The organism is Caulobacter sp. UNC358MFTsu5.1, from assembly GCF_000712075.1.
Lineage (GTDB): Bacteria > Pseudomonadota > Alphaproteobacteria > Caulobacterales > Caulobacteraceae > Caulobacter.
The window spans coordinates 211,051-226,446 of sequence record NZ_JONW01000005.1; the positions used below are offsets into that span (position 1 = coordinate 211,051).

Here is a 15,396-nt window from a genome sequence, read left to right on the forward strand (position 1 = left end):
ACCTTGTAGGATACGTGCCGGGAGCCAGAATGGTTACAGGGCGTGTGTTGAATGTGACCACTTGCCCCCTACGGGTCGCTTCGCGACCGTCTTCCCCCCGACGGGGAAGAGCGCTGAGGCTCCGCCCCCTACGGGGGCGGACAGACCGCGAAGCGGTCAGGTGGGGGCAAGTGGGTGAGCCACCCTACCCCTTCACCACCGCCTCGAATGCGCCCCGCGCCTCGGTCTTCGCCTTGGCCAGCTTGGTCTTCAGCGAGCGGAACTCGCGCACGCCGCCGGCCCGGGCCAGCAAGGCGCGGAAGGCCTTGGGCTCGGTGTCCGGGTCGTGGCCGTCCTCCAGGGCCACCTTCAGCAGCTGGGACAGGTCCTGCTCCAGTCGCCAGGCGCTCTCCAGCGCCGTCAGCGCCGCCGGGTCGCCCAGCTTGGCCCGGCCCAGGGCCGCCAGGGCCTCGCCGGTGTTCTGGGCCAACGGACCGCCGTCCGCCGCGTGGACCAGCTGCAGGAACTGGGCGGCGAACTCGATGTCGACCAGGCCGCCCGGCGTCAGCTTCAGGTCCCAGTCGCCCTTGCCCGGCCGCTCGTCCTCCATCAGCTGGCGCATCTCCAGCACGTCGACGGCCGTCTTCCTCGGATCGCGCGCCCGGCGCAGGGCCGCGGCGATCGCGGCCTCGGCCCGCGCCTTGAACGCCGGCGAGCTGGCCCAGATCACCCGCGCCCGGGTCAGGGCCTGCAGCTCCCAGGTCTCGGCCTCGCGCTCGTAATAGTCCTCGAACGCCGCGTAGCTGACCGCCACCGGCCCCTTGGTGCCCGAGGGCCGCAGCTTCAGGTCCACCTCATACAGCGTGCCCTCGCCGGTCGGGGCCGACAGGGCCGAGGTCAGGCGCTGGGTGAAGCGGGCGTAGAAGCTGTCGGCGCTCCAGCCCTTGATGCCCGACATGCCCGCCGGATCGTCGGACGCGTACAGCGTCATCAGGTCCAGGTCCGACTTGGCGGTCATCTCGCGCGAGCCGGCCTTGCCCAGGGCCACGACGGTCACCTGCCCCGGGAACTCGCCGCCCAGCCGCTCGACCTCGGCCAGGGCCGCCGGGGCCAGGCCGCCGACGATCAGGTCGGCCAGGTCGGCGAAGGCCGCGCCCGCGTCGCGGGCCCCGGCCGTACCGCTGATCACCCGCACCCCGATCCGGAAGCTCTGGTCACGGAACAGCCGCCGCGCCGCGTCCATCGCCCCCTCGAAATCGGCCGGGTCCCAGGGCGCGTCCTTGGGCATCTCGATGGGCCCGAAGAAGGCCGGGTCCAGCAAGGCGTCCAGGGCGGTGGGGCGCCGCGCCAAGGTGCTGGCCAGGCGCGGCGCGAAGGCCATGACCTCGACGATCAGTTCGAACAGGCGCGGCTGGGCCAGGAAAAGCGACTGGATCTGCACCCCGCTGCTCAAGGACGAGAAGAAGTCGCCGAACCGGTTGAAGGCGTCGTCGGGCGCGCCGGTGGCGTTGGCCGCGTCCAGCAGGCGCGGGGCCAGGCGGGTGAACAGTTCGCGGCCCCGCTCGGTGCGGGTGGCGGCGATGTGGCCGTGGTGCCAGCCGCGGATCGTGGCGGCCACCCGCTCGGGATGGCTGAAACCCATCCGCTTGAGCGTGGCCAGGGTCTCGGGATCGTCCTCGACGCCGGTGAACACCAGGCTGCCGAACCGCGACGACAGCTCCTCCTCGCCCTTGAACAGCGCGCCGTAGCGGCGGTTCACCCCCTTGAGGATGTTGCCGATCACTGCGTCGAAGCTGCGCAGGGCGGCGTGGCCCCACAGGGCCGCCACCTTCTTGCGGTCGGCGTCGCTCTCCGGAAGCTTGTGGGTCTGGTCGTCGGCGATCATCTGGGCCCGGTGCTCCAGGGCGCGCAGGTCGCGATAGGCCTTGACCAGATAGTCGCGGTCCTCGGGCGTGACGTGCCCGGCCTCCGACAGGGCGGCCAGGGCCTCCAGGGTGCGCGGGCTGCGCAGGTCGGGATGGCGGCCGCCCAGGATCAGCTGCTGGGTCTGGACGAAGAACTCGATCTCGCGGATGCCGCCGCGCCCCAGCTTCAGGTCCGCCCCCTTGGCGGTCAGGCGGTCGTCCACCTTGTAGGCGTGGATCTGGCGCTTGATCGAATGGATGTCGGCGATGGCGGCGAAGTCGAGGTTCTTGCGCCAGATGAACGGCTGCAGCTCGGCCAGGAACGCCTGGCCCCGCGCGAAGTCGCCGGCGCAGATCCGCGCCTTGATGTGCGCCGCCCGCTCCCAGTTCTGGCCGACGCTCTCGTAGTAGTCCAAGGCCGCGTCGATCGGCATGGCCGGCGGGGTCGACGAGGGGTCGGGGCGCAGGCGCAGGTCGATGCGGAAGACGTAGCCGTCGGCCGTGCGCTCGGCCAGCAGCCGGCCCAGATGGTTGGCGATGCGCACCGCCACGCCCTGCGGCTCGACGCCCTCGGCCACCGGCAGGGCCTCGGGCGCGTAGAAGATCGAGAAGTCGATGTCGCTGGAATAGTTGAGCTCGAACGCCCCGTGCTTGCCCATGGCGATGCAGAACAGGCCCGGGGCCGGACCGTCCGGGCCCTCGCCCACGTGGGTCAGGGCGCCGCGCGCCACCTCCAGCCGCACGGCCTGGGCCAGCGAAGCGTGCAGGACCGCGTCGGCGAAGCGGGTCAGGGCGCCGGTCACCGCGTCCAGGTCCCAGACCCCGCCCAGGTCGCACAGGGCGGTCAGCAGGTGCAGGTCGGCCTTCAGCTCGCGCAGCGCCCGCCGGGCGGTCTCGAAGTCGGGTTCGGCGGCCACGGCCTCGGCCTGGGCCAGGATCTGGGCCAGCCGCGCTTCCGGATCGCCCTCCAGGATCAGCGGCAGGCGCTTGCCGTCGCGCCGCGCCAGGCCGGTCAGATACGGCGAGGCGGCGAACACCGGCGCCAGGGCCGGCCAGGCGGCCTCGACCGACGGCGCGGCCTCGCCGACGCGCCGTGTGATCGTCTCGTGCGCCCGCTCGGCGGCCTTGGGATCGACGACGGGGCCGCAGGGGGTGAGGCGTTCGAGCAGACGAGTCATGGCGGGCACTGTGGCGCGGGAGGGCGGCGAGGTCATCCCGTCTCGTGACGGATCACGCGAGCCCATCGACGCCCGCTTGACAGTCGATGTTACAGGCGTAATCGTTCGAGTCTGGAGACCGAACGCCATGAACATCACCCAGGCCGAAAGCCGCATCATGGACGCGCTGTGGATGCGCAATCCGCTGACGGTGGACGAGATCATGGCCGAGGTGGCCGAACCCCAGGGCTGGGGCGAGGCGACGGTCAAGACGCTGATCAACCGCCTGCTGAAGCGCAAGGCGATCCGGTCGGACCGCATCGACGGCCGGGCGCGCTACGCCCCGATCATCCAGCGGGCCGACTATGTGCAGGCCGAGAGCCAGAGCCTCCTGAACCGACTTTTCGACGGCCAGCTGACGCCGCTGGTGGCGCACTTCGCCCAGCATCGCGCCCTGTCGACCGACGAGATCAAGCAGCTGAAGTCCCTGATCGAGGGCCTCGAAAATGATGGCTGAACTGCTGGCCCTGACCCTGTTGCGCACCCAGGCGGCGGCCGCCGCGGCGGTGCTGCTGGTCCTGTTGCTGCGGAGCCCGACGCGGGCCGTGTTCGGCCCCGGCCTGGCCTATCGCCTGTGGGCGCTGGTGCCGGTCGCGGCGATCGCCACGGTCTTCCCCAGCCTGTCCGAGACCCTGGGCTCGGGCGCCCCCGCCTCGCTGATGGGCGAGGAGCGCGCCGTGCTGCTGCTGGCCGTCTGGCTGGCCGGCGGCGTCGCCCTGGCCACGGTGATCCTGCTGCAGGAGCGCGCCTTCCGCGCCCGGGCCGAAGCCGGCCGCGCCGGCCCGGCGGTCATGGGGGTCTTCTGGCCCCGCGTCGTCCTGCCCGCCGACTTCGCGACCCGCTTCGACGAGCAGGCGCGCAAGATCGTCGACCTGCACGAGCGCGCCCACATCAAGCGCGGCGACCCGATCGCCAACCTGGCCATCGCCGGCATCCAGGTCCTGGGCTGGTGCAACCCGCTGATCCATGTCGGCGCCCTGTGCGCGCGGCTGGACCAGGAGATGGCCTGCGACGCCACGGTCCTGAGCCTGCGCCCCAACCTGCGCCGCACCTACGCCGAGGCCCTGGTCGAGGCGCACACCCGCCGGACCGGCTCGCCCCTGGCCTGCTTCTTCGCGGCCCATCCGCTGCTGCTGCGGGTCAAGCTGCTGGCCAAGCCCGAGCCCAGCTATCGCCGCCAGACCGCCGGCGCGGCCGCCGTCGCCCTGATGGCCGTGGCCACCGCCCTGGTCGTCTGGACCGTCACGCCGCGCGGCCCCCTGCCCAACCAGGAGATCTCCTGGCCCGGCCGGTTCGTCGGCGACACGCCGGTCGACAGCATCACCCTGCCCAAGCTCAACCACTGATCCCGAAGCCCGCCGCGGTCCCGCGCTCATGGCTTGACGACTCGGATTACGTTTGTAAGTTTTACAAACTACGGACGTAATCCACGCCTCGCGTGGAAGCAGGCGGGGCGGCCATGACCTTCGTTCTCAGGATGCCGGAAACGCGCGGCCCCAAGAGCCGCCGCAAGAGCCTGGCGGTGAAGGCCTTCGACCTGGGCGTCATGGCCCTGGTCGCCTTCGCCGTCGGCCTGATGGTCATGTACACCGTGCAGTACGAGCTGAAGGTCGAGCCCAAGGCGCCGGCCCGGGAGGGCGCCCAGCTGATCAAGGCCAGGTCGATGGCCCGTGTCCGCTGGGCCAGCGTCAAACCGCGGCTGATCGCCCGCCTGGCCCAGCCCCATTCGCTGGAACTGGGCCAGGTGTGGGCGCGGCGCGACGGCCGGGTCTGCGGCCTGGTCAACGGCTGGGGCAGCTTCGGCGGCCTGACCGGCATGACCCGCTTCTACGCCCAGGGCGACGAGCCGGTGTTCAAGCAGGACGGCGGCGGCCAGGCCTTCGAGGAGGAGTGGTGGGCCTGCAAGCGCGACCGCTACGTCGTCATCCGCGAGGGCTCTGACGAACCCGGCTTCTGCGCGACGAAGCTGGGGCAGCAGCGGTGCTACACGGTGGTGTACGGGCGGTGAGTTGAACACTTGCCCCCTACGGACCGGGGCGGACAGACCGCGAAGCGGTCAGGTGGGGCAAGTGGGTGCGCTTCTGACCCCTACTCCACCCGTGGCAAAAGCAGCGCCACTCGCAGGCCCGGCCCGAAGCCGCCGTATTCGCCGGGCCCCTCGGCCAGCTCCAGCCGTCCGCCGTGCGAGGCGGCCACCGCCTGGACCAGCGACAGACCCAGGCCCGCGCCCGGCTCGCTGCGGCTGTTCTCCAGGCGGACGAAGCGCTGGATCACCCGGACGCGGTCGGCCTCGGGCACGCCGGGGCCGGTGTCGGTGACCGAGAACTCCAGCTCGCCGGACGAGGTGCGTCGGGCCCGCAGCATCACCGCCCCGCCTTCCGGCGTGTACTTGATGGCGTTGTCCAGGATGTTGGCCAGGGCCTGGGCGATGAACTCGCGGTTGCCCCGGATGTTGAGCGCCGGGACGATCTCGGCCTTGAAGTCCAGGCCCTTGTCCTCGCAGCTGGCCTCGTAGAGCTCGGCCATGTCCGAGGCCAGCTCGCTGGCGTCGAACACCGTCTGGTTGGGCGCCTCGCCGGCCGCCTGCAGGCGGGCGATGGCCAGCACGGCGTTGAAGGTCTTGAGCACGCCGTCGGCGTCGATCAGGGCGGTCTCCAGGGCGGCCACGGGGTCGCCCTTGCCGTTCTCGACGTCGATCAGGGCCACCTCCATGCGCGCTCTCAGCCGCGTGAGCGGCGAGCGCAGGTCGTGGGCGATGGCGTCGCCGGCGTGGCGCAGGCCGCCCATCAGCCGCTCGATGCGGTCGAGCATGTCGTTCAGCCCCTCGGCCAGCTCGTCGTACTCGTCGCGGGTGCCGCGCACCCGGGCCCGGGCGTGCAGGTCGCCGGCCCGCACCGCGTTCACGACGTCGACCAGCCCCTGCATGCTGCGCGAGACGTTGCGGCTGATCAGCACTCCGCCGGCCAGGCCCAGGATGATGACCAGCGCCCCGGCCCCGCGCAGGGCCCGGACGATCTTCATCACATAGCCTTCGGACTCCTGGACGTCGGCGCCGACGAACAGGGCCTCGCCGCCCGAGAGGCGCTCCTGCACCCCGCGCGCCGCGCGCTTGACCTCGGCGCCGTCAATGTCGGTCTCGGTGAGCTTGAAGGTCTCCCAGGTGGGGCCCGGGCCCGTGAAGTCGTCGATCGGCGACTCCTCGATCGAGCCGGAGATCCGCTTCCCGTCCTTGTCGAGCAGCAGGTATAGGAACGGCCGCTCGCCGGTGGCGCGCTCGACGATGGTCTGGTTCAGGGCGTTGACCCCGCCCACCCGATAGGCGGCCTCCAGGCTCTCCATCTCGCGGGTGATGTCGGCGTCGGCGCGGCGGTTCACCTCGCCGGCCGTGGCGATGTAGATGTAGCCCAGGAACGCGCTGGCGGCCGCCGCGAACAGGGCCAGGAACAGCAGCGTCAGCCGGAACGGCGTGGATCGGATCAGGCGCGGCAGGCGCATGGTTCAGCGGGGCTCGTCTAGAAGAGCGGACAGGTCGCGGCGGCCATCGACGATACGCAACACTTCAACGTCTCCCTCCACGAGGTCGTAGATGATCACCCACGGCCGAACCGGCAAAGTGAATGTATTTTCACCCAGGTCACGCCGGGCGCGATCCAGTTGAGGAAACGCCGCGAGCCGGTCCAGGGATTTTTCCAGGCGTTCGAGCTGCGCGACCGCGACGCCAAGCCCGTTGTCCCCCGCGACCCTCGCCATTCCGACCTTATCGCTTGGCGAGATGCCGGCGCGTTCCTTCGGCGATGATCTCGGCGATCGTGCGCTTGTCCGATCGCCCCTCGGCGAGCTGCCGGCGCGCGACGTCCAGCGACTCCTTCAGCGCGTCCCGATTGCGCTCGAACCAGGCTTCGAGTTCGGCCTCGGACGGTTCAGCGCTGAAGTCCTCGCGCTCGGGAACGGGCTGGGTCAGCTTGTTCATGGCTCCAGCCTATCACGCCCGGGACCAACCGCCTACGGATCGAGCCGGTAGCCGGCCCCGCGCACGGTCTGCAGCATGGGGCGGTCGAAGCCCTTGTCGATCTTGGACCGCAGCCGGGAGATGTGCACGTCGATGACGTTGGTCTGGGGATCGAAGTGGTATTCCCACACCTTCTCCAGCAGCATGGTGCGCGTCACCGACTGACCGGCGTGGCGCATCATGAATTCCAGCAGCTGGAACTCGCGGGGCTGGAGGTCGATCTCCTTGCCCTGGCGATGGACCGTGCGGTTGATCAGGTTCATCTCGAGCTCGCCCACCTTCAGGGTGGTGGCCACCGCGCCCGTCTCGCGGCGGCGCGACAGGGCGTCGACCCGGGCGATCAGCTCGGCGAAGGCGTAGGGCTTGACCAGGTAGTCGTCGGCCCCGGCCCGCAGGCCGGTGACGCGGTCGTTGATCTCGCCCAGGGCCGACAGGAACAGCACCGGCGTCTGGTCGCCCTCGCGGCGCAGGGTCTCGACCACCTCGACGCCGTTCTTCTTGGGCATCATGCGATCGACGATCATCACGTCGAACCCGCCCTTGCCCGCCTCGGTCAGGCCGGCCTCGCCGTCGGGCGCGTGGACGCACTCGTAGCCCGCCTCGGTCAGGCCGTGGCTCATGGCGCCGGCGGCTTCGAGATCGTCCTCGATAATCAGGATACGCATGCAGGTCCCCAGATGCACGAAAGGGCGTCACCGTGCGAATCGATGACGCCCTCTGTCGTGTCGTCGTCACGTCCCCGCAATGGTGACGTGATCCGGGCGCGGGCGAAAGCCCCCGCGTACCGGCGTTAGCCTATGCCTCCTACGGCGCGATCTTCAGCGGCACGATCGTGGGGCGACCGGCGCGGATGATCCGCAGGTTGACGCTGGGGCGCTGCAGCTTCTTGGCCGCCTCGACCGCCGCGTTGACCTGCGAGGCCGAGGTGACCGGATCGCCGTTGACGCTGGTCAGCACGTCGCCCTTGCGCAGGCCCTTCTCGCCGGCGTCGGAATTGACCTTCACGCCGTCGATCAGCACGCCGCGGACGGTGGGATCGATGCTGTAGGTGCGGCGGGCCGCATCGTCGATCGGCGCCAGGCTCATGCCCAGGGCTTCCGACTTCTGGACCTGCGGCTTGGTCGGCGCCTCGGCGCCGCCCTCGTCGCTGTCGTCGTCGCTCAGCGCCAGTTCCTTCTCGGTCGGACGCACGCCCGACTTGATGTCGATGGTGCGGGGCTTGCCGCCGCGCAGGATCGACAGCTTCAGGGTGTCGCCGGGACGGCCCTTGGCCACTTCGCGGGTCAGTTCCGAACCGTTCTTGATCGCCACGCCGTTGACGGCGGTGATCACGTCCTCGGGCATCAGGCCGCCCTTCTGGGCCGGACCGCCGGCCACCAGGTCGGCGACGATGGCGCCCTTGACGTCGCCCAGGCCCTGGGCGTCGGCCATTTCCTTGGTGAAGGGTTGGATCTGCGCGCCGATATAGCCGCGCACCACCTTGCCGCCGCTGATCAGCTGCTTGGCGGTGGCCTCGGCCACGTCGGCGGGGATGGCGAAGCCGATGCCCACCGAGCCGCCGGTCGGCGAGAAGATCGCGGTGTTGACCCCGATCACCCGGCCGTAGATGTCGAACGACGGACCGCCCGAGTTGCCCCGGTTGATCGGCGCGTCGATCTGGATGTAGTCGACGAAGGTCGACGAGCTGTCGCCCAGGTCGCGGTTGTAGGCCGAGATGATGCCGGCCGTGGCGGTGCCGCCCAGACCGAACGGGTTGCCGATGGTGATCACCCAGTCGCCGACCCGCGGCTTGGCCTGGTTCTCGAAGTTCACATACGGGAACGCCGCGCCCTTGGCCTTGGGGTCGACCACCTTCAGCACGGCCAGGTCGGTGCCCTCGTCGCGACCGACGATGGTGGCCTTCAGCTCACGGCCGTCCTTCAGGACCACGTTGATGCCGTCGTCGTCGGCGTCGGCGACCACGTGGTTGTTGGTCACCAGATAGCCGTCGGCCGAGATGAAGAAGCCCGAACCCGAGGACTGCTGCTTGGGACCGGGGGCTTCCTCGCCCTCCTCGCCCGGCTTCTGGCCGCGCGGCACGATGTCGAAGCCTTCCAGGCCCGGGATGCGCAGACGCGGGGCCGCGGCGGCCTTGGAGGTCACGTCGATCTGCACCACGGCGGGCGAGACCTGTTCGAAGATGTCGGCGAACGACATCGGCGCGCCGGGCGGCGGGGCGAACATCGGAGCCGGAGCGCCCGAGGTGCGGACCACCTGGGCCGGCTCGGCCGCCCCCGCGGGCGCCATGCGCATGCCGACCCCGGCCAGAGCCGCGCAGGCCACGCCCGCGCCGGCGACCGCACCGACAAAGAAACCAGACTTCCTAGCAGCCATCTTACGTCTTTCCTCACCCACGGCGCGCGGCGCCGGGTCCTTGGCTTGAGAACCTAGTTGCGCTGGCGAAAGGCGCAATGGTCTTCGAAAGAGATCATGCGTCCACGCTCAAGATGGTCTTGGGGCGTCTTCGCGGCGCAATCGTGTCATTCGTCCTTCAACAACACCTGAAGACGCGCTTCTTCCTCCTGGGAAAGTCGCTGCGCGTCTTCACCGTCGACCGCCGAAGCCGACCGCCTACGTAGAAGCAAAATCATCAACACGCCGCCCAAGATCAGCGCAATCCCAGGCGTGGCCCAGAGCAGCGCGTTGCCCAGCGAGAACGGCGGCTTGAGCAGCACGAACTCGCCGTAGCGCTCCACCAGGAACGCGCGGATCTCCTTGTCGCTGCGTCCCTGCTTCACTTGGTCACGGACCACCTGGCGCAGGTCGCCCGCCAGGGACGCCTCGGAGTCGTCGATGGACTCGTTCTGGCAGACCAGGCAGCGCACCTCGCGGAAGATCTCGCGGGCCCGGGCTTCCTGGACCGGATCGGGCAGGCGCTCGGCCGGATCGGCCGCGGCGCCGGCCATGCAGGCGATGGCCGCCAGGACGATCAGGAGGCGCTTCACGCCGCCTTCTCCGCTTTGCGCGCGCTCGCCTTGTTCCCAATGGCGAACCGCAGGCGGCGGTCCGACAGCGAGACCAGGCCGCCGATCGCCATGATCAGCGGGCCCAGGAAGATCAGCCGCACCCACGGATTGACGAAGGCCCGCACCAGCCAGGCCGGTTGGCCGTTGTCGCCCGCGCGGCGCTCGCCCAGCACCACGTAGAGGTCGTCCAGCACCTTGGGGCAGATCGCCACTTCCGAGGTGGTCTGCTTGCCGGTCGGATAGAAGCGGCGCTCGGGCTTGGCCTCGCAGACCGGCGCCCCGGCCTTGGTGATCGTCACGATCCCGCGCTCGGCGATGTAGTTGCCGCCCTCGGCCGTGCCGACGTCGGTCAGGGTCAGTTCGTAGGCGCCCAGCTTCAGCTGGCCGCCGACGCTCAGGGCCTGGGCCGCCTCGACCCGCCAGGTGGTCTCGAACGACGCGCCCAGCACGAAGACACCCAGGCCCGCATGGGCCAGGGTCGTGCCCCAGGCGCCGCGCGGCAGGCCAGTGGCCCGGCGGCGCACCTCGGCCCAGGGGGCGCGGAAGGCCTTGACCCGCTCGGCGAGCTCCAGCACGGCCCCGCCGATCAGCCAGAAGCCCACCACCAGGCCGGCGCTGGCCAGGGCGCTGCGGGGCGAGACCACGGCGAAGGCGACCAGGCCCAGGATGGCGGCGACCGCCAGGGCCAGCCACAGGCGGCGGACCACCAGGCGCGCGTCGCCGCGCTTCCAGGCCAGCAGCGGTCCGGCCGGCAGCACGGCCATGGCCAGCACCATCAGCGGCACGAAGGTCATGTTGAAGAACGGCGCGCCCACCGACACGGCCTCGCCGTCGGTCGCCTCGCGGATCAGCGGGAACAGGGTGCCGACCAGAACCACCGCCGTCGCCGTCGACAGGATGATGTTGTTCAGGACGATGGCGCTCTCGCGGCTGACCGGGGCGAACAGGCCGCCGCTGTTCAGGCTGGGGGCGCGCAGGGCGAACATCGCGAAGCCGGCGCCGGCCGCTATGCCCATGATGGTCAGCAGCAGGACGCCGCGCGTCGGGTCGACGGCGAAGGCGTGGACGCTGGTCAGCACGCCCGAGCGCACCAGGAAGGCGCCCAGCATCGAGAAGGTGAAGGCCGCCAGCCCCAGGAACACGGTCCAGCCCGGCAGGGCGCCGCGCTTCTCCAGCACCACGGCCGAGTGCAGCAGGGCCGAGCCGATCAGCCAGGGCATGAAGCTGGCGTTCTCGACCGGGTCCCAGAACCACCAGCCGCCCCAGCCCAGCTCGTAATAGGCCCAGAAGGCGCCCAGGGTGATGCCGACGGTCAGGAAGCTCCAGGCCGCCAGGGTCCAGGGCCGCACCCAGCGGGCCCAGGCCGCGTCGACCCGGCCCTCGATCAGGGCGGCCATGGCGAACGAGAACACCACCGAGAAACCGACATAGCCGCAGTAGAGGAACGGCGGGTGGAAGGCCAGCGCCGGGTCCTGCAGCAGCGGGTTCAGCGACGCGCCCTCGACCGGGACGTCGTAGAGCCGCGCCATCGGGTTGGAGGCGAAGACCGTATAGGCCAGGAACAGCACGCCCAGCGCCCCCTGGGTGGCGGCCGCATAGGCCCGCAGGCGCGGCGGCAGGGCCTCGCCGAAGCTGGCCACGGCCGCGCCGTAGCCGGTCAGCACCAGGCACCACAGCAGCATCGAGCCCTCGTGGCTGCCCCAGGCGCCGGCCACCTTGTAGAGCATCGGCTTGGCGGTGTGGGAGTTGGCCGCGACGTTGGCCACCGAGAAGTCCGACATCACGAAGGCGTGGATCAGGGCCAGGAAGGTCAGGGCCGTGCAGAGGAAGGCGCCCAGCGCCGCCCCGCGTCCGGCCCCGGCCAGCAGCGCCGACCGCCGCGCCCCGCCGACCGCCGACAGGATCAGCTGCAGCGCCGACAGGATCAGGGCCAGGACGAGGGCGTAGGCGCCGAATTCGGTGATCATGATTTCGGCTTCTGACCGTAGGGGGTCGCGTCATAGGCGGGCTTGGCGCCGTCGCCGCGCCACTCGCCCTGTTCCTTCAGGGCCTTGGAGACCTCGCGCGGCATGTAGCGCTCGTCGTGCTTGGCCAGCACCTGCTTGGCGACGAAGGTCCCGGACTCGTCGAAGGCGCCCGAGGCGACGATGCCCTGGCCCTCGCGGAACAGGTCCGGCAGGTCGCCCTTGAAGCGGACCAGGGCGGTGGAGCGCTGGTCGGCCACGACGAACTCGACCAGGCCGTCCGGGTGCTTGACCACGCTGCCGGCCTTGACCAGCCCGCCCAGTTGCACCTTGCGGCCGGCCGGCACGTGGGCGGCGGCGGCCTGGGCCGGGGTGTAGAACAGCGAGATGGCGTCGCGCATGCCCCACAGGGCCAGGCCCACGGCCAGGGCCACGACGGGGGCGGCCACGGCCAGGACGGTCAGGCGGCGGCGCGCCTTGCGGGATTTGGGCAGGAAGCTCATGGCTGGCCGGTATTCTGGGGCGTCTTCTGGGAAGGGGTTTGGGCCGCCTGGTTGAGGGCGGCCAGCACCTTGGGCTGATCCTTGTAGCGCGCCTGGGCCGAGGCCAGGGCGGCGTCGCGGCGGGCGGTGTCGCCCAGCACCGAATAGGCGCGCACCAGCTTGACCCAGCCGTCGGGATCGTCGGGATTGGCTTCCAACCGGGCGGCGAGGCCCGCGACCATGCCCTGGATCATGCCCTGGACGTCGCCGTCGCGCGCGCTCTCGGCCGGCTGGCCGGTCGGGGCGGCCGAGGGGCGCAGGCCGCCGTCGGCCTGGACCTGGGCGATCTGGTGGCCGAAGCCCATGCGGCGCGGATCGTCCGCCGGCAGGTCGGCCAACAGGGCCTTCCAGTCGGCCAGGCCGCCCTGGACGTCGCCGTCGCTGATCCGGGCCAGGCCCAGGTGGTAGCGGGCGCTGGTGTTCTTGGGGTCGCGCTTCAGGGCTTCGGCGAAGGCCTTGCGGGCGTCGGCCCCGATCTCGCCCTGGGCCTCGGCCACGAAGGTCTCGCCCAGTCCGGCCCACAGGTCGGCGCGGGCGGGGGCGATGATCACCGCGCGGCGCAGGGCCTGGGCCGCGCCCGTGGCGTCGCCGGCGGCCATCCGGGCCAGCGCCAGGTTCTTCAGCGGCTCGGGGTCCTTGGGACGCTGGACGGCGATCTGCTCCAGCACGGCGGCGATCTTCTCGGGCTCCAGCCGGCTGGGGTCGCTGTTGCGCCACTCGGCCACGCGCTTGATGTAGGGCTGGTCGGGCACGCCCATCCCGCCGATCATGCCGTAGACGCCCAGCGCCACCAGCGGCGCGGCGGCGGCCAGGACCAGCACCAGCGGCCGCAGCCGCGGATTGGCCGGCGGCCACGGCGCCTGGCCGTCGGCGGCGGCGATCAGCCGGCGGCCGGCCTCGGCCCGCGCGCCCTTCAGCTCGGCGTCGGCCAGCAGGCCGCGCTCGGCCAGGTCGTCGATCTCGGACAGTTGGCGGCGATGCACGGCCAGGCTGGCGTCGTCGCCCACGCCCGCGGACGCCTGCGCGGCTCCGCGCAGCATCAGGGCGGCGACGACGGCCGACAATCCCGCCGCGGCGATCCAGAAAGCGATCATGAGGGCGTGTTAGCCGGGAAAATGGCGGCGCCGTTAGCGAAAAAATTCCGTAAGGGGAGGCCATACACCCTGATCCGCTCATCCCGGCGAATGCCGGGACCCAGATGGAATAGCGGCGTGGTGGGGTCCATGAGCTCAGCGCTCATCCAGCCAGCCCAAACGACATGGGATCTGGGTCCCGGCATTCGCCGGGATGAGCGGGATGGAGTTAGGCCGCCGCCGCCATCGCCGCGGCCGCGCGGCGGCGGACGATCTCGGCGGTCTTCTCGTCGCGGCTGTAGGCGATGTAGCCGGCGGCCAGGTCCAGGTACTGGCGGGCCAGGCCCTGGTCGCCGCCGTCGCCGGTGCGGACGATGTGCAGGATGTCCTCGATGTACTGGTCCAGGCGGCCGTTCAGCTTCTCCAGCACCTTGGTCCGGCTGGAGCCGTAGCCGCTCTGCTGGGCGCAGCCGCGGATCTCGGCGATGAACACCAGCACCGCGGTCAGGCGGCGGCCCAGCGTCTCGTCGGGCTCGGACGTGAGCAGGGGCACGCCCTTGCCGTTCTTGCCGCTCAGGAACGAGATCGGCCGCAGCGGCAGGGCCGCCAGCAGCTCGCGCTCGGCCGCGCCCATCCGCGCCTCGACCGCCTCGGCGACGGCCGTCTTGTGCTTGGCGATCCGCCGGCCCCACGGCCCGTCCTTGGCCAGGTTCACCGACCGTTCGACCTCGGTGATCTCGGCCGCGGCCTTCTGGGCGGCCAGGGCGGCCTTGCGGCCCTCGGCCTCGCCCTTGGCGGGATCGAAGCCCTCGATGAATTCGATGTTGCGGGCGATGTCGGCCAGCACCCGCTCGCCGAACACGCTGACCTCCGACGAGGCCCAGAACTTGTCGCCCGGACGGTCCATGACCGCCGAGATCACCCGCAGGATCCGCCAGTCGTCGGGCAGGTGGGCGGCCAGGATCTCGAACAGCAGCGGCCCGGCGTCGGCGCGGATGTCGCAGGCGTCCTTGTAGGCCAGGCGGGCGGCCGAGGCGCGCTCGTCGCTCATCTTGCTGACCCATTCCGACAGCCTGGGCAGGGCGGCGCGGACGATGTGCGACAGCTCCAGGCACGAGGCCAGCTCGTCGATGTCGCAGATCGGGTCCAGGGCCTGGAAGCCCGGCTCGGCCTGGGCGCGCAGTCCCTTGGCGGCCAGCTTGCACAGGTCGTTGAAGACTTCCGGCGGCCCCTCGTCCAGGTCCCACGGATTGCAGCGCGCCGCGGCCTCTTCGACCTGCTTGGGCGCGACGTCCTTCAGGGCGCTCCACAGCAGGGCCAGGGTGCGGGGCGGGAAAGAGGTCTGCTCGGTGTCGCGGTTGGCGCACAGCGGCGCGATCGGGGCCAGCACGCTGTTGCGGACGTAGCGGGCGGCGGTCTCGTCCTCGACCAGGCCGCGCACGGCCGCCAGCGCGCCCTGCCCGCCGGCCGGTCCGGCCAGGGCGAGCTCCAGGCTGCGCAGGGCGGCGTCGGGCGCGGCTTCCACCAGCTTCCGAACCATCAGCAACTTGTTGGCGGCGATGCCTGCCATAATCCCCCACCGGACGAGCCCGAACCAGGCCGCGTCAACCATGTCTCCAACGAGGTTAAGACTTTCCGAAACCATAAGTTTTCGCGACGCGAAGACCGGCGTCGAAACGTCGCTGCCGCAAGCCGCCGGCGTC

Annotated in this window: 14 protein-coding genes; 3 read left to right on the forward strand and 11 right to left on the reverse strand. The window is 71.0% G+C overall.

Annotation, left to right across the window (positions count from 1 at the left end; genetic code table 11):
* Positions 1 to 184 precede the first annotated feature (184 nt).
* Entirely contained in the window at positions 185 to 3,061 is a 2,877-nt protein-coding gene (locus BR39_RS0103085; RefSeq protein ID WP_029907595.1) for a bifunctional [glutamine synthetase] adenylyltransferase/[glutamine synthetase]-adenylyl-L-tyrosine phosphorylase, read from the reverse strand.
* Between the two features lie 127 nt (positions 3,062 to 3,188).
* Between BR39_RS0103085 and BR39_RS0103090 the strand changes: the two genes are divergently transcribed.
* From BR39_RS0103090 to BR39_RS0103100, 3 genes are all read left to right on the forward strand, one after another.
* Complete coding sequence (locus BR39_RS0103090) at positions 3,189 to 3,557, forward strand: BlaI/MecI/CopY family transcriptional regulator (RefSeq protein ID WP_029907597.1); 369 nt, start codon at positions 3,189 to 3,191, stop codon at positions 3,555 to 3,557.
* Positions 3,547 to 4,446 (forward strand): M56 family metallopeptidase, encoded by a 900-nt coding sequence (locus tag BR39_RS0103095; RefSeq protein ID WP_029907599.1) that lies wholly within the window; start codon positions 3,547 to 3,549, stop codon positions 4,444 to 4,446. The genes BR39_RS0103090 and BR39_RS0103095 overlap by 11 nt, the downstream gene beginning before the upstream one ends.
* A gap of 113 nt (positions 4,447 to 4,559) precedes the next feature.
* On the forward strand, positions 4,560 to 5,108 hold the full coding sequence (locus tag BR39_RS0103100; protein ID WP_029907601.1) for a hypothetical protein: 549 nt from the start codon (positions 4,560 to 4,562) through the stop codon (positions 5,106 to 5,108).
* 80 nt (positions 5,109 to 5,188) lie between these two features.
* On the opposite strand, the gene BR39_RS0103105 is transcribed toward BR39_RS0103100, so the two are convergent.
* The 10 genes from BR39_RS0103105 to BR39_RS0103150 form a co-directional block, all read right to left on the reverse strand.
* Positions 5,189 to 6,595, reverse strand: a complete 1,407-nt coding sequence (locus BR39_RS0103105; RefSeq protein WP_029907603.1) for a HAMP domain-containing sensor histidine kinase — start codon at positions 6,593 to 6,595, stop codon at positions 5,189 to 5,191.
* 3 nt (positions 6,596 to 6,598) lie between these two features.
* On the reverse strand, positions 6,599 to 6,850 hold the full coding sequence (locus BR39_RS0103110; RefSeq protein WP_051695133.1) for a type II toxin-antitoxin system RelE/ParE family toxin: 252 nt from the start codon (positions 6,848 to 6,850) through the stop codon (positions 6,599 to 6,601).
* A gap of 7 nt (positions 6,851 to 6,857) precedes the next feature.
* Positions 6,858 to 7,070, reverse strand: a complete 213-nt coding sequence (locus BR39_RS0103115; protein ID WP_029907607.1) for a hypothetical protein — start codon at positions 7,068 to 7,070, stop codon at positions 6,858 to 6,860.
* A 32-nt stretch (positions 7,071 to 7,102) separates the two neighbouring features.
* Positions 7,103 to 7,774, reverse strand: a complete 672-nt coding sequence (locus tag BR39_RS0103120; RefSeq protein ID WP_029907609.1) for a response regulator transcription factor — start codon at positions 7,772 to 7,774, stop codon at positions 7,103 to 7,105.
* A gap of 139 nt (positions 7,775 to 7,913) precedes the next feature.
* Positions 7,914 to 9,482 carry a trypsin-like peptidase domain-containing protein gene (locus BR39_RS0103125; RefSeq protein ID WP_029907611.1) on the reverse strand — a complete coding sequence of 523 codons (1,569 nt, stop codon included), beginning with the start codon at positions 9,480 to 9,482 and terminating at the stop codon, positions 7,914 to 7,916.
* Positions 9,483 to 9,628: 146 nt separating this feature from the next.
* On the reverse strand, positions 9,629 to 10,093 hold the full coding sequence (locus tag BR39_RS0103130; RefSeq protein WP_029907612.1) for a cytochrome c-type biogenesis protein: 465 nt from the start codon (positions 10,091 to 10,093) through the stop codon (positions 9,629 to 9,631).
* Positions 10,090 to 12,081, reverse strand: coding sequence for a heme lyase CcmF/NrfE family subunit (locus BR39_RS0103135; protein WP_029907614.1), 1,992 nt, complete (start codon positions 12,079 to 12,081; stop codon positions 10,090 to 10,092). Before BR39_RS0103135 ends, BR39_RS0103130 begins: the two co-directional genes overlap by 4 nt.
* Entirely contained in the window at positions 12,078 to 12,581 is a 504-nt protein-coding gene (ccmE, locus tag BR39_RS0103140) for a cytochrome c maturation protein CcmE (protein ID WP_029907616.1), read from the reverse strand. Before ccmE ends, BR39_RS0103135 begins: the two co-directional genes overlap by 4 nt.
* Positions 12,578 to 13,714, reverse strand: a complete 1,137-nt coding sequence (ccmI, locus tag BR39_RS0103145) for a c-type cytochrome biogenesis protein CcmI (RefSeq protein ID WP_029907618.1) — start codon at positions 13,712 to 13,714, stop codon at positions 12,578 to 12,580. Before ccmI ends, ccmE begins: the two co-directional genes overlap by 4 nt.
* Positions 13,715 to 13,922: 208 nt before the next feature.
* On the reverse strand, positions 13,923 to 15,263 hold the full coding sequence (locus BR39_RS0103150) for a hypothetical protein (protein ID WP_029907626.1): 1,341 nt from the start codon (positions 15,261 to 15,263) through the stop codon (positions 13,923 to 13,925).
* Positions 15,264 to 15,396: the final 133 nt, after the last annotated feature.